This is a genomic window from Pseudomonas sp. MS15a(2019) (assembly GCF_013277805.1).
GTDB lineage: Bacteria > Pseudomonadota > Gammaproteobacteria > Pseudomonadales > Pseudomonadaceae > Chryseomonas > Chryseomonas benzopyrenica.
Genome location: NZ_VBTN01000006.1, coordinates 17,696 through 37,769, shown reverse-complemented (window position 1 = coordinate 37,769; position 20,074 = coordinate 17,696). Strand labels below are relative to the sequence as shown.

Genomic DNA, 20,074 nt, shown 5'->3' with positions numbered 1-20,074 from the left:
CGGACCCTCGCTGATCTCCAGGTGACGCAGGCCGATTCTGCCGGCCTTTCAAGCAAAAAAGCCGGAGGCCGGCGCGAGCCGACCTCCAGCTTCAGACTGCTTGCAGCAGGTCTGCATCGTATTAACGACGCAGGCCCAGGCGAGCGATCAGTGCGCTGTAACGAGAGGTGTCCTTGGACTTCAGGTAGTCCAGCAGCTTACGGCGCTGGTTGACCATGCGGATCAGACCACGACGGCTGTGGTGATCTTTGCCGTTGGCCTTGAAGTGACCTTGCAGCTTGTCGATGTTGGCGGACAGCAGGGCAACCTGCACTTCCGGCGAACCGGTGTCGCCTTCGCTCTGCTTGAACTCGTTTACGATCTGGGCTTTGTCTTCAACGCTCAGTGCCATGATAGGGCTCCTCTGAGGAACAGGCCGGGATGGATCCCGTGCTTAAGGAAAGAGGTGTGACCGTGCCTGCTGACAGCCACCCTCGGTATCGGTCTAGGACCGAATCAGTCTACGGGGAGCAACCTGCCCCTCGTCATCAATCTCGCCGATGCCGATGAAACGACCCTGGTCGTCCTGCACCCGCATCAAGCCGAATTTCGGTGCATTGGCAGCCCGAACGGGCTGGCCGTGCAACCAATAATAGGCGCTGTGCTGCGTCAGCTGCACCAGCGGCCAGTGCTCCAGGCCACTGTCGACCGGCAGCAGGAAGCGATCCAGCGCCTCGGAACCGCCTTCGGCGTGCGCCGCCTCCAGCTCGTCCAGGCTGATGGCCTGCGCCAGGCCAAAGGGGCCGGCCTGGGTACGGCGCAGCTCGGCCACATGGGCTCCGCAGCCAAGACGGGCGCCGAGGTCTTCGACCAGGGTGCGCACATAGGTGCCCTTGCTGCAGGCCACTTCCAGCGTCGCACGATCTTCCTGCAACGCCAGCAGTTCCAGACGGGCAATAGTAACAGAACGCGCCTCGCGCTCCACTACTTCCCCGGCACGCGCCAGCTTGTACAGCGGCTGGCCGTCGCGCTTGAGCGCCGAATACATCGGCGGGATCTGCTCTATCTGGCCGCGGAAGGCCGGCAGTGCCGCCTGGATGGCCGCTTCATCGACCGCGACCGCCCGTCGCTCCAGCACTTCACCCTCGGCATCGCCGGTGGTGGTGGTGACGCCCAGTTGCGCCACGGTGCTGTAGCCCTTGTCGGCATCCAGCAGGTACTGGGAAAACTTGGTCGCCTCGCCGAAGCACAGCGGCAGTACGCCGGTGGCCAGAGGATCCAGGCTACCGGTGTGCCCGGCCTTCTCGGCGTTGAGCAACCAGCGGACCTTTTGCAGGGCGGCGTTGGAGGAGAAGCCGCGCGGCTTGTCCAGCACCAGCACGCCATGTACCTGGCGGCGAATACGCTTGACCTGGGCCACCCCTACTCCTCCCCTTCGTGGCGACGGTCTTCGGCGACCGCCCGCTCGATCAGGGCCGACAGCTGGGCGCCGCGACGGATGCTTTCGTCGTACTGGAAGCTCAGTTGCGGAACGGTGCGCAATTTCATCGCCCGACCCAGCTGCTGACGCAGGAAGCCGGCGGCGTCCTTGAGGATGCCGATGTTCTGCTTGATGGCGTCGGCATCGTCGTCCTTGCCCAGGACGGTGATGTGCACCTTGGCATGGGACAGGTCGCGCGCGACGTCCACGCCGGTGATGGTCACCATGCCCAGTCGCGGATCCTTGATCTCACGCTGGATCAGCAGTGCCAGTTCACGCTGCATCTGATCACCGATGCGCTGGGTACGGCTGAATTCTTTGGCCATGTCGAAACTCTCGTACGAAAGGCCGCAGACACCAGGCCTGCCAGCCATGAACCTTGGAAACGCGAACGGCAAGTCCGGACCTGGCAGGGGTCTGCCAGGTCCGCGACCTGCCGTCCTGGTGCAGAGTCGTCGTTACAGCGAACGGGCGACCTGAACCTTCTCGAACACCTCGATCTTGTCGCCGACGCGGACGTCGTTGTAGCTCTTCACGCCGATACCGCATTCCATGCCGGCACGCACTTCGGCCACGTCATCCTTGAAGCGACGCAGGGATTCCAGCTCGCCTTCGAAGATGACCACGTCTTCGCGCAGGACGCGGATCGGACGGTTACGGTGCACCATGCCCTCGGTGACCATGCAGCCGGCGACGGCGCCGAACTTGGGCGAACGGAAGACGTCGCGCACTTCGGCGATACCCAGGATGTTCTCCCGGACGTCACTGCCCAGCATGCCGGTCAGCGCCTTCTTCACATCTTCGATGATGTCGTAGATGACGTTGTAGTAGCGCATGTCGAGGCCTTCCTGCTCGACGATCTTCCGCGCCCCGGCGTCGGCCCGGACGTTGAAGCCGAACAGCACGGCATTGGAAGCCAGCGCCAGGTTGGCGTCGCTCTCGGTGATACCACCGACGCCACCGCCGACCACGCGCACCTGGACTTCGTCGTTGCCCAGACCGGACAGCGAGCCCTGCAGCGCTTCGAGGGAGCCACGCACATCGGACTTGAGCACGATGTTGAGGGTCTTCTTCTCGTCCTGGCCCATGTTCTCGAAGATGTTCTCGAGCTTGCCGGCGTGAGCGCGGGCCAGCTTGATCTCGCGGAACTTGCCCTGACGGAACAGCGCCACTTCGCGGGCCTTCTTTTCGTCGGTCAGCACGGTGAGTTCGTCACCGGCGTCCGGGGTGCCGTCCAGGCCGAGGATCTCGACCGGGATGGAGGGACCGGCTTCCTTGATCGGCTTACCGTTCTCGTCGAGCATGGCACGGATACGACCGAAGTTGACGCCGACCAGGGCCATGTCGCCCTGACGCAGGGTGCCGTTCTGTACCAGTACGGTAGCGACCGGACCGCGACCCTTGTCCAGGCGCGATTCGATGACCACACCGCGACCGGGTGCTTCCGGCGTAGCGGTCAGCTCCAGGACTTCGGCCTGCAGCAGGATGGCTTCGAGCAGCTCGTCCACGCCGGTACCGGCCTTGGCCGAGACGTGCACGAACTGGGTGTCGCCGCCCCACTCTTCCGGGATGACCTGACGACCAGCCAGATCGTGCTTGACGCGATCCGGATCGGCGTCGGGCTTGTCGATCTTGTTGACCGCCACGACGATGGGGACACCCGCCGCCTTGGCGTGCTGGATGGCTTCCTCAGTCTGCGGCATGACGCCGTCATCGGCCGCGACGACCAGGATGACGATGTCGGTGGCCTTGGCACCACGGGCACGCATGGCGGTAAACGCGGCGTGGCCAGGGGTATCCAGGAAGGTCACCATGCCACGCTCGGTTTCCACGTGGTAGGCACCGATGTGCTGGGTGATGCCACCGGCTTCGCCCGACGCGACCTTGGCGCGACGGATGTAGTCCAGCAGCGAGGTCTTGCCGTGGTCGACGTGACCCATGACGGTCACCACCGGCGCGCGGTGCAGGGCCTTGCCACCCTCGAACTTGAGAGATTCGGCCAACTGGTCTTCCAGGGCGTTCTCGTTGACCAGCTTGACCTTGTGGCCCAGCTCTTCGGCCACCAGCTGCGCCGTCTCGCGGTCGAGCACCTGGTTGATGGTGGCGGGGGACCCCATCTTGAACATGAACTTGATGACTTCGGCGGCCTTCACCGACATCTGCTGAGCAAGCTCAGAGACGGTGATGGTCTCACCTAGATTGACTTCGCGCACTACAGGTCCTGTCGGGCTCTGGAACCCGTGTTGGTTTCGCTTCTTGAGTCGCGACTTGCCACCGCGACCGCCACGCCGGCCAAAGCCCTCTTCCTCGTCGTCGCCACTGCGCACGGTACGGGGAGCTGCGACCTTGTCCTTGATCGACGGGCGATGCTGGGCGTTCTTGCGCTCACGGCGCTCGTCTTCTTCGCGCTTGCTGCTCGGGGCAGGATGCACGGGACGACGCGGCTCTTCGCGCTTGCGCTCACTGGCCGGATCCGCCTTCTTGACCTCGACGGCAGGCTCGGCAGCGGGTTGCTGCTCGGCTACCACGGCCGGGGCTTCCGGCGCGGCAGGGGCTGCAGCCTCGGCGGAGACCGCCTGCTGCGCGGCCTGAGCAGCGGCTTCGGCCTGCTGCTGGGCAGCCGCTTCGGCAGCGCGCTGAGCTTCTTCCGCGGCACGTGCCTGAGCGGCGGCCTCTTCGGCGGCGCGCAGGGCTTCCTGTTCGCGGCGCTGTTCGGCTTCCAGCTCGGCGGGGCTGCGCTTGACGAAGGTCTTCTTCTTGCGCACTTCGACACTGACTGTCTTGCTGCCGGCCACTTTCAGCGTGGTCTGGGTCTTGCGCTGCAGGGTGATCTTGCTGGGCTCGTCGAGCTGCGCAGTCCCCTTCAGGTGTGTCAGTAGCGCCTGCTTTTCCGCATCGCTCACCGTTTGCTCGGCGCTGCTATGCGTCAGACCTGCCTCGCGCATCTGCTGTAGCAGACGTTCCACCGGCGTATTGACCGTTTGGGCCAGTTCTTTCACCGTGACTTGCGTCATGCACTTCTCTCCTCAGACTGCGCCGCTTACTCGAACCAATGGGCACGGGCAGCCATGATCAGCTTGCCGGCACGCTCTTCGGTCATGCCGTTGATGTCGAGCAGGTCGTCGATCGACTGCTCGGCGAGCTCTTCGCGATTGACCACGCCACGCTGGGCCAGCGCGCTGGCGAGCTGGGGATCCATACCGTCGAGGGTCAGCAGATCTTCGCTGGGGCTCTTCTGTTCTTCGGTCGCGATGGCCCGGGTCAGCAGGCGATCCTTGGCCCGGGTACGCAGCTCGTTGACGATGTCTTCGTCGAAGCCATCGATATTGAGCATCTCTTCCATGGGCACATAGGCCACTTCCTCGAGGGAAGTGAAGCCCTCTTCCACCAGCACCTGCGCCAGTTCCTCGTCGACATCCAGCTCGTCGATGAAGCGCTGGATGATGTCGCCGGTCTCGGCCTGCTGCTTGGCGTTGATGTCCGCTTCGGTCATCACGTTGAGCGTCCAGCCGGTCAGCTGACTGGCCAGGCGCACGTTCTGACCGCCACGGCCAATGGCCTGGGCCAGGTTGTCCTCGGCGACGGCGATGTCCATGGTGCGGCTGTCTTCGTCGACGATGATCGAAGCGACTTCGGCCGGGGCCATGGCGTTGATGACGAATTGCGCCGGGTTGTCGTCCCACAGCACGATGTCGACCCGCTCGCCACCCAGCTCACCGGATACCGCCTGGACACGCGAACCGCGCATGCCGATGCAGGCACCCTGGGGATCGATGCGCTTGTCCTTGGAACGGACGGCGATCTTGGCCCGCGAACCCGGATCCCGGGCAGCCGCCATGACATCGATCAGCTGCTCGGAAATCTCCGGTACTTCGATGCGGAACAGCTCGATCAGCATCTGCGGATCGGTGCGCGACAGCATCAGCTGCGGACCGCGGTTCTCGGTGCGGATTTCCTTGAGCAGGGCACGCAGACGCACGCCCATGCGGAAGGTCTCACGCGGAATGATGTGCTCGCGCGGCAGCAGGGCCTCGGCATTGTTGCCCAGGTCGACGATCACGCTGTCACGGGTGACCTTCTTGACGGTACCCGAGATGATCTCGCCGACCTTCTCGCGATAGGCGTCCACCACCTGAGCCCGCTCGGCCTCGCGCACCTTCTGCACGATCACCTGCTTGGCGGTCTGGGCAGCGATCCGACCGAATTCGATGGACTCGATCTTCTCTTCGATCACTTCACCGGCCTTGACGCCGGGATGCTCTTCCTGGGCGTCTTCCACCGTCAGATGCGAATCGGGCAACTGATAGTCTTGGTCTTCCACCACGGTCCAGCGGCGGAAGGTTTCGTAGCTGCCGTTGTGTCTGTTGATCGACACCCGCAGATCCACATCTTCTTCGTAGCGTTTCTTGGTAGCCGTGGCGAGAGCCAACTCCAGTGCCTCGAAGATGACGCCGGGTGGAACACCCTTCTCGTTCGAAACAGATTCCACTACCAGCAGAACTTCTTTGCTCATCTTACGCCTCGTATTCGCAATCCTTGGGATCCGCGGTCTCGCGCTCAAATCACTCGAAACGGGGAACGACGTTGGCCTTGTCGATCATCTCGATGGGCAGCAGATACTCATGCTCGTCCACCTGCACCACGACGTCCTGGTCTTCCACACCGCGCAGCAAACCCTGGAAATTACGTCGCCCTTCGAAGGGCGACCGAAGTTTGACCTTGACCTGTTCACCCGCATGGGCAGCAAATTGCTCCAGCGTGAACAGCGGTCTATCCATACCGGGGGAAGACACCTCGAGGGTGTATTCATTGGTGATCGGATCTTCCACATCGAGTACGCCACTTACCTGGCGACTGACAGCCTCGCAGTCTTCAACGAGAATGCCATTGGGATGATCGATGTAGACACGCAGTAGCGAATGCCGCCCTTGGGAGATGTACTCGACACCCCAGCAGACATAGCCAAGCGCCTCGACGACGGGGGCCAGCAAGGCCTGCAACTGTTCTAGCTTGCTCGACACCTGGTTGCCTCGCGTTTTTTGAGAATAAAAAATGGGCATTACGCCCATCCCTAAGAGGTCTGCGCAAGAAAGCGCGACCCGAACTGTCCAGCCAACAAAAAGCCCCTATAAAGGGGCTTTAAATAACTGGTTGCGGGGGCTGGATTTGAACCAACGACCTTCGGGTTATGAGCCCGACGAGCTACCAGACTGCTCCACCCCGCGTCAAAGCTGGAGCGAGATTATATTCAACTGAACTCTAGGAGTCAACCTACTCTCTCTCGCCGCGTCCTGCAGGACGTCTTTGCTATTTGGTGCCGAAGATGGGACTCGAACCCATACAGCCTGTGGCCACTACCCCCTCAAGATAGCGTGTCTACCAATTCCACCACTTCGGCATGAAACCTTTGAAACCTACTTGGACTCCTGGGGCACGTCCCCGGAAGTACCACCCTGGGCAGCACGGGGCTGACTCAGGGGAACATCGTTACCATCCTGTTTCGGCTGAGGAGCCTGCTGGACCGGCTGAGTGGGCAAACCCACCTCACGCAGACCCAACGCACGGTCTTTGGCGAAATACGCCAGACCCAGGCTAGTCGCGAAAAAAACCGCGGCTAGTATAGCAGTAAAGCGACTCAGAAAGGTAGCAGAACCTTGACTACCGAACACGGTACCCGAGGCGCCCGCACCAAAGGATGCACCGGCTTCGGCACCCTTGCCCTGCTGCATCAATACCAGCACGATCAGGCCAAGCGCCATCAGCAAGTGGATCACGACAACTGCAGTTTCCAACATTATCCACGTCCTGCAGCGCGGCAAATCGCACTGAACTCTTCAGCATTCAGGGAGGCCCCACCCACTAGCCCCCCATCGATATCCGGCATGCCGAACAACTCGGCAGCATTGGCAGCCTTGACACTGCCGCCATACAACAGCTGAAGGCCTTCAGCGACCCCAGCATCGGCTTCGCGCACCAGGGCGCGAATCGCCGCATGAATCTCTTGCGCCTGCTCCGGCGTCGCCGTCAGCCCGGTACCTATCGCCCAAACCGGCTCGTAGGCCACTACAGCCTTGGCGAAAGCCGCGACCCCAACTGCGTCGATGACCGCCTTCAGCTGGCCACCCACCACATCCAGAGTACGCTCGGCCTCCCGCTCTTCACGGGTTTCGCCGACACAGAGCACGGGAATCATCCCGCCCTCCTGGATGGCCGCGAATTTCTTCGCCACCACCACATCATCCTCGCCCAGCAGAGCACGCCGCTCGGAGTGCCCCACCAGTACGTAACGGCAACCGAATTCTGCCAACTGGGTCGAGGATACCTCGCCAGTCAGAGCCTTCTCGCCCGCGACGGGAGCACAGGTCTGGGCCCCCACCATCAGCGACGTTGCCGCCAGCGCTTCAGCCACCCCCGGCAGATGCACCAATGTCGGAATCACCACGACATCGACACCCGCTGCGCCATCCAACCCTTTCAAGCCTGCGACCAGCGCCGACACGCCTTGCAGCGAGCCATGCATTTTCCAGTTACCGGCAACCAGGGAACGACGCATGCGTTTTACCTCAGGGAGCGAAGTGGGCGCAGATCTTACTCAATCGAAAACCGGCATGCAAGCAAATCAAGCACATACCTCGGTTATCAACTGAGCGAGCGCCTCGGCATGGGCCCGCACCTCACGCTCGTTCTCGCCTTCGACCATGACCCGCAGCAACGGCTCGGTACCGGATTTGCGCAGGAGCACCCGCCCCTTGCCGGCCATCTTCTCGGTGACCTCGGCACTGGCCTGCTTGACCCGCGGATTCTCCAAGGGATCCTGGCCGCCGCCGAACCTCACGTTGATCAGCACCTGCGGGCACTTGCGTAGCGCCATGCGCGCCTGGGCCAGGGTCTGACCGGCATTGCGCAGAGCGATCAGCACCTGCAGGGCGGCGATGGTGGCGTCACCGGTGGTGGTGTACTGGCAGCAGACCACGTGCCCGGAATTCTCGCCACCCAGCACCCAGTTGCGTTCCAAGAGTTCGGCCATCACATAGCGATCGCCTACCTTGGCGCGCGCGAAGGGAATCTCCAGCTCCGCCAGTCCCAGCTCGAGACCGAGATTGCTCATCAGGGTACCGACCACCCCACCCTCGAGGCGACCACGACGCTTGAGATCGCGGGCGATCAGATAGAGCAGCTCATCGCCATCCACTGCCGCTCCAGTGTGATCCACCATCAGCACCCGATCACCGTCGCCGTCGAAGGCGATACCGAGATCGGCGTGCTGGTCGAGCACCGCCTGCTGCAGCCCCTCGAGGTGAGTGGAGCCACAGTCCTTGTTGATGTTGAGCCCGTCCGGCTGCACCCCCAGCACGCTGACATCGGCGCCGAGTTCGCGGAAGACACTGGGCGCGATCTTGTAGGTGGCGCCATTGGCGCAATCGAGCACGATCTTCAGGCCGGCGAAACTGGTCCCGGTCGGCACGCTGCTCTTGCAGAACTCGATGTAGCGACCGGCCGCATCATTGATGCGCGAGACCTTGCCGATACGCGCCGAATCCACCACGGTCATGGGCGTATCAAGCAGCTCCTCGATCATGGTTTCGAGCTCATCGGGCAGCTTGGTGCCGGCGCCGGAAAAGAACTTGATGCCATTGTCGTAGTAGGGATTGTGTGACGCACTGATGACGATGCCGGCACTGGCCTGGAAGGTCCGCGTCAGGTAGGCGATCCCAGGGGTTGGCATGGGACCGAGCAACATGACGTCGGCACCGGCAGCGGACAGCCCGGCTTCCAGAGCCGACTCGAACATGTAGCCCGAGTTGCGGGTGTCCTTGCCGACCAGCACCCGACAACCGCCGCGACTGCGAAAGGCAATGCCCGCCGCCCAGCCCAGCTTGAGCATGAAATCCGGGGTGATGGGATAGGTGCCGACCTTGCCGCGAATGCCATCGGTTCCAAAATACTTTCTTGCCATCAGTTTTGTTCCTGCCTGAAGCCTTCGACCGCGGTGATCATCTTCACCACGTCCACCGTTTCCGCCACATCATGGACCCTGAGGATCTGCGCGCCCTTGGCCAGCGCCAGGGCCGCCAGGGCCAGACCGCCCGCCAGGCGCCCCTCCACAGGCCGCCCGGTGACCGCGCCGATCATGCTCTTGCGCGAGACGCCCACCAGCAAGGGTAGCCCAAAGGCGAGCAACTCGGCTTGTCGCTTGAACAGTTCGAGATTGTGCTCGAGGGTCTTGGCGAAGCCGTACCCCGGATCAAGCACCAGCCGCTCGCGCGCGATACCAGCCGCTTCGCAGCGCCTGACCTGCTCGGCCAGAAAGGCACCTACCTCGCCTGCGACATCGGTATAGACGGGCGCCTGCTGCATGGTGCTGGGCTCCCCCTGCATGTGCATCAGGCAGATCGCCAGATCGCTCGCGGCGGCAGCTTCGAGGGCGCCAGACCGGCGCAGCGAGCGGACGTCATTGATCAGGCCGGCGCCCGCCTTGGCACCTTCGCACATCACCGCGGGCGTGGAAGTATCCAGGGAAATGACGACATCCAGCTTTCGGGCGATCGCCTCGACCACCGGGATGACCCGATCGAGCTCCTCCGCCTCGGACACCGCTGGCGCCCCCGGGCGAGTGGACTCTCCACCGACATCGATGATGGCCGCACCAGCGTTCACCATCCCTTCGGCATGGCGCAGAGCGCCTTCCACCGCCGTATAGCGACCGCCATCGGAAAAGGAGTCGGGGGTGACATTGAGGATGCCCATGACCTTGGGCGCGTCAAAAACAAGAACCCGATTGCCGCAAGGCAATCGGGTCGAAGGAAACGGATTGAACATGGGTGTTTCAGTGTTCTCCGGCTGGACCACCGATGGGGGTTTCCGGACGATCGCTACCACTCTGGGGCGCTGGGGCATCACCGGTAGGACCACCACGGTCATGCCAGTCACGCGGCTCGCGCGGGACCTTGCCGGCCATGATGTCGTCGATCTGATCGGAGTCAATGGTCTCGTACTTCATCAAGGCATCGGCCATGAGCTCGAGCTTGTCGCGGTTCTCGTCCAGTAGCCGCTTGGCGGTGCCATAGCAGTCATCGATGATCCGGCGAATTTCCAGGTCGATCTGCTTGGCGGTTTCGCCCGACATGTTGCCGGCGCCACCACCACCCGAGCGACCCAGGTAGCCTTCGTTCTCTTCCTCGCCATACAGCAACGGACCGAGCTTCTCGGACAGACCCCACTTGGTCACCATGTTCCGCGCCAGCGAAGTCGCTCGCATGATGTCATTGGAGGCACCCGTGGTAACGCCTTCGAAACCCAGGGTCATCTCCTCGGCGATACGGCCACCGAACAGCGAGCAGATCTGGCTTTCCAGTGCCCGCTTGGACAGGCTGTAGCGATCTTCCTCGGGGAGGAACATGGTCACGCCCAGGGCCCGACCACGGGGAATGATGGAAACCTTGTAGACCGGATCGTGCTCGGGCACCAGACGACCGACGATGGCGTGGCCCGCTTCGTGGTAGGCCGTGTTGCGCTTCTCCTTCTCGGACATGACCATGGTCTTGCGCTCGGCGCCCATCATGATCTTGTCCTTGGCCAGCTCGAACTCGCGCATGTCGACAGTGCGCTTGTTGGCACGGGCGGCGAACAGCGATGCTTCGTTGACCAGGTTGGCGAGGTCAGCACCGGAGAAACCCGGGGTACCACGCGCGATGACACCGGCATCGACGCGCTCGCCGACCGGCACCTTGCGCATGTGCACCTTGAGGATCTGCTCGCGACCACGGATGTCCGGCAAGCCGACCACCACCTGGCGGTCGAAACGACCAGGGCGCAGCAGCGCCGGGTCCAGGACATCGGGACGGTTGGTGGCGGCGATGACGATGATGCCATCGTTCATCTCGAAGCCGTCCATCTCGACCAGCAACTGGTTCAGGGTCTGCTCACGCTCGTCGTGCCCACCACCCATGCCGTTGCCGCGATGACGACCGACCGCATCGATCTCGTCGATGAAGATGATGCAGGGAGCGTGCTTCTTGGCCTGGTCGAACATGTCGCGGACACGGCTGGCGCCGACACCCACGAACATCTCGACGAAGTCCGAACCGGAGATGGTGAAGAACGGCACCTTGGCCTCACCCGCCACGGCCTTGGCCAGCAGCGTCTTGCCGGTACCCGGCGAACCGACCATCAGCACACCACGGGGAATGCGGCCACCCAGGCGCTGGAACTTGCCCGGATCACGGAGGAACTCGACCAGCTCGGTGACCTCTTCCTTGGCTTCGTCGCAACCGGCGACGTCGGCAAAGGTGGTCTTGACCTGGTCTTCCGACAGCAGGCGCGCCTTGCTCTTGCCAAAGCTCATGGGGCCGCCGCGACCGCCGGCACCTCCCTGCATCTGGCGCATGAAGAACATGAAGACGGCGATGATCACCAGGATGGGGAAGCTGGCCACCAGCAGCTGAGTCCAGATGCTCTGCTGCTCGGGCTGCTTGCCAGTGATGGTGACGCTGTTGTTGACCAGATCGCCGATCAGGCCATTGTCCTGGATCGCCGGACGGATGGTCTTGAAGGGATCGCCATCACGATGCTTGCCGGTGATGACATAGCCATCCACGGTCACGCTCTCGATCTGCCCGTCCTTCACCTGCTGGATGAAGTCGGAGTAGTTGAGCGTCTGGGGTTCGTTGGGGCTGGAGAAGTTGTTCATCACGGTGACGAGCACCGCGGCGATGATCAGCCACAGGATCAGATTCTTTGCCATGTCGTTCAATTGACTACCCTCTGCGCCGGTTTCGTGGGTAAACCGTTCGAAGCGAAACCGGCAGTGACCGGTAAGTTACTACACAAAGCCTGGCCCACGGCAGACATCGTCTGTAACGCTATATGAGTCTTCTGCCTTTGACTCTAGGGCAAGGCAGACGTTGCGGCCATCAATTCTCTCAATTGCCCCTAAAACCGCGACCCAATAGATACTGCTGGCGCGATCTGGTCCCGCGACGCGGAAGGCGGCGCCTGAGCCTCTGCCCGTAGGACTCAACCGCCCTAAAACAGGCGGCAGTTTCCTAGCAGCAGAGCGCCCTGGAGAAGCCCAACGCACTCAGCTCGCTCATATGGGGGCCAAGTCGTAAATAACAAGGTCTCTTGGCAAGCACTTGATAGCTTGCCAAGCGGAGGGTCAACGTCGGCATCCTGCCGGCGTTCTCTCGGCCTTCGGAATCTTCAGCATCGCCATCCTTTCAGGCTGACTCGACGCCGCGCCTGTCGAGGTGCTCCTTGAGCGGACGAGGCAGGTTCCACCGGGCTAATGGCAAGTTGTCGCGTATCGCTGGGCGGCACCGGGCAGCTGGGATAAACTGTTCGGCTTTTATCTGGGGTGAATTATGGCGCTCAACAACGAGCTTAAAAAGCGGTTCAAGGCGATCGGTCATCAACTCAAGCCGGTGGTCACCATCAGCGAGAACGGCCTGAGCGAAGGCGTGCTGGGCGAGCTCGACCGCGCACTGAACGATCATGAACTGATCAAGATCAAGCTGGCCGTCACCGAGCGCGAAGACCGTCGCGCCCTGATCGATGAGCTGTGCGCGTCGAGCAAGGCCGAGCTGGTGCAGGTGATCGGCAAGATGGCGCTGATCTATCGCAAGGCTCGCGAGCAGAACCGCAACCTGTCCAATGTGGTGCGCTATACCGTCTGATTGCCCGGCGCGCGCCCGGGAACGGGCTGCAGCACCAGGATCAGACCGCAGAGCAGCAGGACCAGGTAGCCGGCCAGAGCGGTCGGCCCGGCCCAGAAGCGCGCCAGTTCGTTCTGCAGCAGCACGGCGAGTGCGCTGGCCAGCAGCAGCTGGCCACGCAGGTCACGCCACAAGGCACTCACACCCGCCCACCACACCAGCACCACGATCTGGGTAAAGACCCCACCGCCTGCGGCGCTGAGCATCATGCGCAGCAATTCTTCGCGCCCGGACTGGATCAGCAGGGGCGCCCAGCCCGCCTGGGCGAGCGCCACGGGGATGCACAGGTGCAGGGCGACCAGCGGGCCGACCCAGAACACCTGGGCCAGCTGCCAGGCTGCGGCAAGCAACCTGGCGAGCCAGCCGCCGGTGCGAGGATCAGAGATGACGGACGGCGACAATTTCGTATTCGACATTGCCGCCCGGGGTCTTCACCAGCACCACGTCGCCTTCTTCCTTGCCGATCAGGGCACGGGCGATGGGCGAACCCACCGACAGCTTGCTCTGCTTGATGTCCGCCTCGTCGTCACCGACGATCTGGTAGGTCACCGTCTCGTCGGTTTCGGTGTTGGCGATCTCCACCGTGGTGCCGAAGATCACCTTGCCGGTGTGCGGCAGGGCGGCCACGTCGATCACCTGAGCATTCTGCAGGCGGCCTTCGATGTCGCGGATACGGGCCTCGACCATGCCCTGCTGTTCGCGAGCAGCGTGGTATTCGGCGTTCTCCTTGAGATCGCCCAGCTCGCGCGCCTCGGCGATGGCCTGAGTGATCTGCGGGCGTAGTTCGGTCTTGAGGTGCTTGAGCTCCTCTTCCAGGGCGCGAGCGCCCTGGACGGTCATCGGGTACTTGGTCATGCCTTCACTCCTGCATGCAGATCTTGCAGCCGGCGCACGGTCTTTTCGGCGCCGAATTTCAAAGCTTCGCAAATGGCCTGGCCGCCGGCAATGGTGGTGGTGCAGCAGAGCTTGTGCTGCAGGGCGTTGCGGCGGATCGAATAGGAATCGGCGATGGACTGCCGGCCTTCGGTGGTGTTGATGATCAGGGTGACTTCGTCGTTCTTGATCATGTCGACCACATGGGGGCGACCCTCGGTGACCTTGTTCACGCGACGCACCGGCAGACCGGCCGCCTCGATCACCCGTGCGGTACCGGCGGTGGCCACGACCTCGAAGCCGAGGCCGACCAGATCGCGGGCGACCTGCACGGCTTCGGGCTTGTCGTCGTCACGCACGCTGATGAAGGCGCAACCGGAATTCGGCAGGATCTCGTTGGCACCCAACTGAGCCTTGGCGAAGGCTTCGCCGAAGCTGTCGCCGACCCCCATCACCTCGCCAGTGGACTTCATCTCCGGGCCGAGGATGGGGTCGACACCGGGGAACTTGTTGAAGGGGAACACCGCTTCCTTGACGCTGAAGAAGGGCGGGATGATCTCCTGGGTGAAGCCCACCTCGGCCAGGGTCTTACCGGCCATGACCCGGGCGGCCACCTTGGCCAGGGATTCACCGATGCACTTGGAGACGAAGGGCACGGTACGGGAGGCGCGCGGGTTGACCTCGATGACGTAGATGTCTTCGCCCTGCACGGCCATCTGCACGTTCATCAGACCGACCACGCCGAGTTCCAGGGCCATCTTCTTGACCTGCTCGCGGATCTCGTCCTGGATGTGCTTGGGCAGCGAATAGGGCGGCAGCGAGCAGGCGGAGTCGCCGGAGTGCACGCCGGCCTGTTCGATGTGCTGCATGATGGCGCCGATCACCACGGTCTTGCCGTCGCACACCGCATCCACGTCCACCTCGATGGCGCAGTTGAGGAAGTGGTCGAGCAGCACGGGGCTGTCGTTGGACACCTTCACCGCTTCGCGCATGTAGCGCTTGAGTTCTTCTTCCTGGTAGACGATCTCCATCGCCCGGCCGCCCAGCACGTAGGAGGGGCGCACCACCATCGGGTAGCCGATGTTCTTGGACAGGGCCAGGGCCTCGTCTTCGCTGCGCGCGGTGGCGTTGGCCGGCTGCCGCAGATTCAGGCGCTGGACCATCTGCTGGAAGCGCTCGCGGTCTTCGGCGCGATCGATGGCGTCGGGGCTGGTGCCGATGATGGGCACGCCGGCCTCTTCCAGGGCCCGGCAGAGCTTGAGCGGGGTCTGGCCGCCGTACTGGACGATGACGCCCTTGGGCTGCTCGACGCGAACGATCTCCAGCACGTCCTCCAGGGTCACCGGTTCGAAGAACAGGCGGTCGGAGGTGTCGTAGTCGGTGGAGACGGTTTCCGGGTTGCAGTTGACCATGATGGTCTCGTAGCCGTCTTCACGCATGGCCAGGGCCGCGTGCACGCAGCAGTAGTCGAACTCGATGCCCTGGCCGATGCGGTTGGGACCGCCGCCCAGGATCATGATCTTGTCGCGACCGCTGGGCTTGGCCTCGCACTCTTCCTCGTAGGTGGAATAGAGGTAGGCGGTGTCGGTGGCGAATTCGGCGGCACAGGTGTCCACCCGCTTGTACACCGGCAGCACCTTGAGCTTGTGGCGATGGGCCCGCAGGTTCTTCTCGGTGACGCCGAGCAGCTTGGCCAGGCGCGCATCGGAGAAGCCCTTGCGCTTGAGCTTGCGCATCAGGTCGTAGTCGAGATCGGCCAGACCCAGGGTCTTGATGCGCTCCTCGTCCTTGATCAGGTCTTCGATCTGCACCAGGAACCAGGGATCGATACGGGTCAGCTCGAAGACCTTGTCCAGGCTATAGCCCTGACGGAAGGCATCGCCGATGAACCAGATGCGATCAGCGCCGGGCACGGTCAGCTCGCGCTTGAGGGTGCTGTCGGCCTCGGGATCGGCCGGATCCAGCTTGGGATCGAAGCCGACCACGCCGACTTCCAGACCGCGCAGGGCTTTCTGCAGGGATTCCTGGAAGGTACGGCCGATGGACATGACCTCGCCCACGGATTTCATCTGGGTGGTCAGACGGGCATCGGCCTTGGGGAATTTCTCGAAGGCGAAACGCGGGATCTTGGTGACCACGTAGTCGATGGCCGGTTCGAAGGACGCCGGGGTACGCCCGCCGGTGATGTCGTTCTGCAGCTCGTCCAGGGTGTAGCCCACCGCCAGTTTGGCGGCGATCTTGGCGATGGGGAAGCCGGTGGCCTTGGAGGCCAGCGCCGAGGAACGCGATACCCGCGGGTTCATCTCGATCACCACCATGCGCCCGGTGTCGGGGCAGATGCCGAACTGGACGTTGGAGCCGCCAGTCTCGACGCCGATCTCGCGCAGCACCGCCAGGGAGGCATTGCGCAGGATCTGGTATTCCTTGTCGGTCAGGGTCTGGGCCGGGGCCACGGTGATGGAGTCACCGGTGTGCACGCCCATGGGATCGAAGTTCTCGATGGAGCAGACGATGATGCAGTTGTCCTTCTTGTCGCGGACCACCTCCATCTCGTATTCCTTCCAGCCGATCAGGGATTCGTCGATCAGCAGCTCGTTGGTCGGCGACAGGTCCAGACCGCGGTTGCAGATCTCCTCGAACTCTTCGCGGTTGTAGGCGATGCCGCCACCGGTGCCGCCCATGGTGAAGCTCGGCCGGATGATGCAGGGGAAGCCGACCTTCTCCAGCACGCCGTAGGCTTCTTCCATGCTGTGGGCGATGCCCGAGACCGGGCAGGCCAGGCCGATGTCCTTCATGGCCTTGTCGAAGCGCGAGCGATCCTCGGCCTTGTCGATGGTGTCGGCGTTGGCACCGATCATCTCGACGCCGAACTTCTCCAGCACGCCATGACGCTCCAGATCCAGGGCGCAGTTCAGCGCGGTCTGGCCACCCATGGTCGGCAGCAGAGCGTCGGGACGCTCCTTCTCGATGATCTTGGCCACCGTCGCCCACTTGATCGGCTCGATGTAGGTGGCATCGGCCATGGAGGGGTCGGTCATGATGGTGGCCGGATTGGAGTTCACCAGGATGACGCGGAAGCCTTCCTCGCGCAGGGCCTTGCAGGCCTGGGCGCCGGAATAGTCGAACTCGCAGGCCTGGCCGATGACGATGGGGCCGGCCCCGAGGATCAGGATGCTCTTGATGTCTGTACGCTTAGGCATGGGCTTCTCGAATGCAGGTAATCAGGTCAGGGTCGCGGTGGCCAACTTCACACCGAACCCCACGAACAGGGCGCCGACGCCACCGGTGGCGCCCGCGCTGAGGCGACGCCGCTGACGGAACCAGGCCGCCAGGCGAACGCCGCAAAAAATCAGGAACGACAGGTAGCAGAAGCTGATCGCTTCCAGTACCGCGCCCAGCACCAGGAAGGACAGCGCCGGATGGGCGTAACCGGGGTCCACGAACTGGATGAAGAAGGAGACGAAGAACAGGATCGCCTTCGGATTCGACAGACTCAGCAGCAGCGCCTTGCGGAACGGCTGGTGGACGTCTTCGCGCAGGGTCGCCTCGGCCTGGCCCTGGGCCGGACTGCGCCAGGACTTTAGTCCGCCGCGCAACATGCCCCAGCCAAGGTAGAACAGGTAGGCCGCGCCCAGGTATTTGAGGATCTGGAAGAACAGCGGCTCGGCCTTGAGCAGCGAGGCGACGCCCAGGGCCGAGAGCAACATCAGCACGGCATCACCCAGGAACACGGCCGAGGCCGCCTGGTAACCGCTGCGGATGCCGCGCTGGGCGCTGGTAGCAAGCACGAAGAAGGAATTGGGGCCAGGCAACAGGATGACGAACAGGGTCCCGACCACATAGGTCCAGAAGTCGATGACACCCAGATTCGCCAGCATGAGCCTTACCCTCCTCTCGTCTTAGCGGCGCGCGGCCATGGCCTGGATGAACTTGTCGAACAGCGGTGCCACGTCGTGCGGACCAGGGCTCGCCTCGGGGTGACCCTGGAAGCTGAAGGCGACCTTGTCGGTACGCTCGATGCCCTGCAGGGTGCCGTCGAACAGCGACTTGTGGGTGGCACGCACATTGGCCGGCAGACTGGCCTCGTCCACGGCGAAGCCGTGGTTCTGGCTGGTGATCATCACCACGCCGCTGTCGAGATCCTGCACCGGATGGTTGGCGCCGTGGTGACCGTTGGGCATCTTCACCGTCTTGGCGCCGGAAGCCAGGGCCAGCAGCTGGTGGCCCAGGCAGATGCCGAACACCGGGATCTCGGTTTCCAGAACGTCCTGGATCGCCTTGATGGCGTAGTCGCAGGGCTCGGGATCGCCCGGGCCGTTAGCCAGGAAGATGCCGTCGGGTTGCAGCGCCAGGGCTTCGCTGGCCGGGGTCTGGGCCGGCAGCACGGTGATGCGGCAGCCGCGAGCCACCAGCATGCGCAGGATGTTCAGCTTGACGCCGTAGTCGAAGGCCACCACGTGGTAGGGCAGTTGCTCGGCCGGGATCTCGGCGTGACTGTCGGTTTCCAGCGACCAGACGCTGGAGCGCCACTCGTAGCGCTCCTTGACGCTGACTTCCTTGGCCAGGTCCATGCCCTTGAGGCCAGGGAAGGCGCGAGCCAGTTCCAGGGCGCGCTCTTCGGTAGCGTCTTCGCCAGTGAGGATGCAGCCGTCCTGAGCGCCCTTCTCGCGGAGGATGCGGGTCAGGCGACGGGTGTCGATGCCGGCGATGGCGATGGTGCCGTTTTCCTTGAGATAGTCCGGCAGCGATTGCTTGTTGCGCCAGTTGCTGGCCAGCAGCGGCAGATCACGGATGATCAGCCCGGCGGCCCAGACCTGGGCGGCCTCGCCATCCTGCGGCGTGGTGCCGGTGTTGCCGATGTGCGGATAGGTCAGGGTGACGATCTGCTTCGCATAGGAAGGATCGGTCAGGATTTCCTGGTAGCCGGTCATGGCGGTGTTGAACACCACTTCGCCGACCGTGTGGCCGTCGGCACCGATGGATTCACCGCGAAAGATGCTGCCATCGGCAAGTGCGAGTATGGCTGGCTTAGTCAAGAAGACCTCCGAAAATCAAGCCTTGGCGGGCAAACGCAGGGTGCAAAAAAACGGGATGACATCTCGAAGAGTCATCCCGTTTTAATGTTGTGATTTCATTCTGCGCTAGCTTTTAGTGGATACACTAAAGCTGCATTGTACACGAAATGATCACGACTTGCACCCCCACGAGCGGGTCAGCGCAACTCCAACACGTCCTGCATGTCATATAGCGCCGGCTGTTTGTCCTTGAGCCAGAGGGCTGCGCGCACGGCGCCCTTGGCGAAGGTCATGCGGCTGGAGGCCTTGTGGGTGATCTCGACCCGCTCGCCTTCGCTGGCGAACAGCACCGTGTGATCGCCCACCACGTCGCCAGCGCGGACGGTGGCGAAGCCGATGGTCTGGCGATCACGGGCGCCGGTCTGGCCTTCGCGGCCATAGACGGCCACCTCTTCCAGATCGCGACCCAGTGCCTGGGCGACGACCTCGCCCATGCGCAGCGCGGTGCCCGAGGGTGCATCGACCTTGTGCCTGTGGTGCGCCTCGATGATCTCGATATCGACCTCGTCACCCAGCACGCGGGCGGCGGTGTCCAGCAGCTTGAGGCAGAGATTGACGCCGACGCTGAAGTTGGCGGCGAAGACGATGGGGATTTCCTTGCTGGCTTCCAGCAGGGTCAGCTTCTGCTCGGCGGTGAAGCCGGTGGTGCCGATCACCATGGCCTTCCTGGCCTTGCGGCAGAGCGCCAGATTCTGCAGGGTTACGTTGGGATGGGTGAAGTCGATGACGACATCGAAATCATCCAGCACTCGCGCCAGGTCACCCGACAGCATCACTCCGTTACGGCCGATGCCGGCGAGCTCGCCCGCGTCGGCGCCCACCAGGCTGCTTTCCGGACGATCCACCGCGGCAGTCAGGCCGGCAGCGCCCTGGGTCTGCTGGACCGCTTCGATCAGGGTCTTGCCCATGCGCCCCGCGGCGCCCATTACAGCTATACGTCGCATCATCAGCTC

At 63.2% G+C, this 20,074-nt stretch carries 18 protein-coding genes and 2 tRNA genes; 1 reads left to right on the top strand and 19 read right to left on the bottom strand.

Features of this window, described 5'->3' with window-relative positions:
• Positions 1-121 precede the first annotated feature (121 nt).
• The 13 genes from rpsO to ftsH form a co-directional block, all read right to left on the bottom strand.
• Entirely contained in the window at positions 122-391 is a 270-nt protein-coding gene (gene rpsO / locus FEZ61_RS10305) for a 30S ribosomal protein S15 (RefSeq protein WP_007162645.1), read from the bottom strand.
• Between the two features lie 93 nt (positions 392-484).
• Entirely contained in the window at positions 485-1,399 is a 915-nt protein-coding gene (gene truB, locus FEZ61_RS10300; protein ID WP_064308128.1) for a tRNA pseudouridine(55) synthase TruB, read from the bottom strand.
• Between the two features lie 2 nt (positions 1,400-1,401).
• Positions 1,402-1,785: a 30S ribosome-binding factor RbfA gene (rbfA, locus tag FEZ61_RS10295; protein ID WP_007162647.1), complete on the bottom strand. Its 384-nt coding sequence runs from the start codon at positions 1,783-1,785 to the stop codon at positions 1,402-1,404.
• Positions 1,786-1,917: 132 nt separating this feature from the next.
• Entirely contained in the window at positions 1,918-4,473 is a 2,556-nt protein-coding gene (gene infB / locus FEZ61_RS10290; RefSeq protein WP_017640620.1) for a translation initiation factor IF-2, read from the bottom strand.
• Positions 4,474-4,499: 26 nt separating this feature from the next.
• Positions 4,500-5,972, bottom strand: coding sequence for a transcription termination factor NusA (gene nusA, locus FEZ61_RS10285; protein WP_017640621.1), 1,473 nt, complete (start codon positions 5,970-5,972; stop codon positions 4,500-4,502).
• A gap of 49 nt (positions 5,973-6,021) precedes the next feature.
• A complete protein-coding gene (rimP, locus tag FEZ61_RS10280; RefSeq protein ID WP_007162650.1) occupies positions 6,022-6,480 on the bottom strand; it encodes a ribosome maturation factor RimP in 459 nt (152 codons plus the stop codon).
• A 127-nt stretch (positions 6,481-6,607) separates the two neighbouring features.
• Positions 6,608-6,684, bottom strand: a tRNA-Met gene (locus FEZ61_RS10275).
• An 87-nt stretch (positions 6,685-6,771) separates the two neighbouring features.
• Positions 6,772-6,857 (bottom strand) — tRNA-Leu (locus FEZ61_RS10270).
• A gap of 16 nt (positions 6,858-6,873) precedes the next feature.
• Positions 6,874-7,254, bottom strand: a complete 381-nt coding sequence (gene secG, locus FEZ61_RS10265) for a preprotein translocase subunit SecG (protein ID WP_017640623.1) — start codon at positions 7,252-7,254, stop codon at positions 6,874-6,876.
• Positions 7,254-8,012: a triose-phosphate isomerase gene (tpiA, locus tag FEZ61_RS10260; protein WP_064308127.1), complete on the bottom strand. Its 759-nt coding sequence runs from the start codon at positions 8,010-8,012 to the stop codon at positions 7,254-7,256. Before tpiA ends, secG begins: the two co-directional genes overlap by 1 nt.
• A 66-nt stretch (positions 8,013-8,078) precedes the next feature.
• A complete protein-coding gene (gene glmM / locus FEZ61_RS10255; RefSeq protein ID WP_173148538.1) occupies positions 8,079-9,416 on the bottom strand; it encodes a phosphoglucosamine mutase in 1,338 nt (445 codons plus the stop codon).
• Positions 9,416-10,279 carry a dihydropteroate synthase gene (gene folP / locus FEZ61_RS10250; protein WP_173148536.1) on the bottom strand — a complete coding sequence of 288 codons (864 nt, stop codon included), beginning with the start codon at positions 10,277-10,279 and terminating at the stop codon, positions 9,416-9,418. Before folP ends, glmM begins: the two co-directional genes overlap by 1 nt.
• 7 nt (positions 10,280-10,286) lie before the next feature.
• Positions 10,287-12,203 (bottom strand): ATP-dependent zinc metalloprotease FtsH, encoded by a 1,917-nt coding sequence (gene ftsH, locus FEZ61_RS10245; RefSeq protein WP_017640627.1) that lies wholly within the window; start codon positions 12,201-12,203, stop codon positions 10,287-10,289.
• Between the two features lie 619 nt (positions 12,204-12,822).
• Here ftsH and yhbY point away from each other — a divergent pair.
• Entirely contained in the window at positions 12,823-13,134 is a 312-nt protein-coding gene (yhbY, locus tag FEZ61_RS10240) for a ribosome assembly RNA-binding protein YhbY (RefSeq protein WP_017640628.1), read from the top strand.
• On the opposite strand, the gene FEZ61_RS10235 is transcribed toward yhbY, so the two are convergent.
• The 6 genes from FEZ61_RS10235 to dapB form a co-directional block, all read right to left on the bottom strand.
• Positions 13,122-13,523, bottom strand: a complete 402-nt coding sequence (locus FEZ61_RS10235; RefSeq protein WP_231893058.1) for a hypothetical protein — start codon at positions 13,521-13,523, stop codon at positions 13,122-13,124. The genes yhbY and FEZ61_RS10235 overlap by 13 nt on opposite strands.
• Positions 13,524-13,551: 28 nt before the next feature.
• Positions 13,552-14,028 carry a transcription elongation factor GreA gene (greA, locus tag FEZ61_RS10230; protein WP_017640630.1) on the bottom strand — a complete coding sequence of 159 codons (477 nt, stop codon included), beginning with the start codon at positions 14,026-14,028 and terminating at the stop codon, positions 13,552-13,554.
• Positions 14,025-17,246, bottom strand: coding sequence for a carbamoyl-phosphate synthase large subunit (gene carB / locus FEZ61_RS10225; RefSeq protein ID WP_017640631.1), 3,222 nt, complete (start codon positions 17,244-17,246; stop codon positions 14,025-14,027). The genes greA and carB overlap by 4 nt, the downstream gene beginning before the upstream one ends.
• Positions 17,247-17,267: 21 nt before the next feature.
• The gene (gene leuE, locus FEZ61_RS10220; RefSeq protein ID WP_165904698.1) at positions 17,268-17,921 is read right to left on the bottom strand and encodes a leucine efflux protein LeuE; all 654 of its coding nucleotides are present in this window, start codon (positions 17,919-17,921) and stop codon (positions 17,268-17,270) included.
• Between the two features lie 24 nt (positions 17,922-17,945).
• The gene (carA, locus tag FEZ61_RS10215; protein WP_017640632.1) at positions 17,946-19,082 is read right to left on the bottom strand and encodes a glutamine-hydrolyzing carbamoyl-phosphate synthase small subunit; all 1,137 of its coding nucleotides are present in this window, start codon (positions 19,080-19,082) and stop codon (positions 17,946-17,948) included.
• Positions 19,083-19,258: 176 nt separating this feature from the next.
• On the bottom strand, positions 19,259-20,065 hold the full coding sequence (dapB, locus tag FEZ61_RS10210; protein ID WP_173148572.1) for a 4-hydroxy-tetrahydrodipicolinate reductase: 807 nt from the start codon (positions 20,063-20,065) through the stop codon (positions 19,259-19,261).
• Between the last annotated feature and the right edge of the window lie 9 nt (positions 20,066-20,074).

Excerpts from the sequence above, each read along its gene's own strand:
- rpsO (WP_007162645.1), bottom strand. The coding sequence starts at position 391 with ATGGCACTGAGCGTTGAAGACAAAGCCCAGATCGTAAACGAGTTCAAG.
- rbfA (WP_007162647.1), bottom strand. The coding sequence starts at position 1,785 with ATGGCCAAAGAATTCAGCCGTACCCAGCGCATCGGTGATCAGATGCAG.
- infB (WP_017640620.1), bottom strand. The coding sequence starts at position 4,473 with ATGACGCAAGTCACGGTGAAAGAACTGGCCCAAACGGTCAATACGCCG.
- nusA (WP_017640621.1), bottom strand. The coding sequence starts at position 5,972 with ATGAGCAAAGAAGTTCTGCTGGTAGTGGAATCTGTTTCGAACGAGAAG.
- secG (WP_017640623.1), bottom strand. The coding sequence starts at position 7,254 with ATGTTGGAAACTGCAGTTGTCGTGATCCACTTGCTGATGGCGCTTGGC.
- tpiA (WP_064308127.1), bottom strand. The coding sequence starts at position 8,012 with ATGCGTCGTTCCCTGGTTGCCGGTAACTGGAAAATGCATGGCTCGCTG.
- glmM (WP_173148538.1), bottom strand. The coding sequence starts at position 9,416 with ATGGCAAGAAAGTATTTTGGAACCGATGGCATTCGCGGCAAGGTCGGC.
- folP (WP_173148536.1), bottom strand. The coding sequence starts at position 10,279 with ATGTTCAATCCGTTTCCTTCGACCCGATTGCCTTGCGGCAATCGGGTT.
- ftsH (WP_017640627.1), bottom strand. The coding sequence starts at position 12,203 with ATGGCAAAGAATCTGATCCTGTGGCTGATCATCGCCGCGGTGCTCGTC.
- yhbY (WP_017640628.1), top strand. The coding sequence starts at position 12,823 with ATGGCGCTCAACAACGAGCTTAAAAAGCGGTTCAAGGCGATCGGTCAT.
- greA (WP_017640630.1), bottom strand. The coding sequence starts at position 14,028 with ATGACCAAGTACCCGATGACCGTCCAGGGCGCTCGCGCCCTGGAAGAG.
- carB (WP_017640631.1), bottom strand. The coding sequence starts at position 17,246 with ATGCCTAAGCGTACAGACATCAAGAGCATCCTGATCCTCGGGGCCGGC.
- dapB (WP_173148572.1), bottom strand. The coding sequence starts at position 20,065 with ATGCGACGTATAGCTGTAATGGGCGCCGCGGGGCGCATGGGCAAGACC.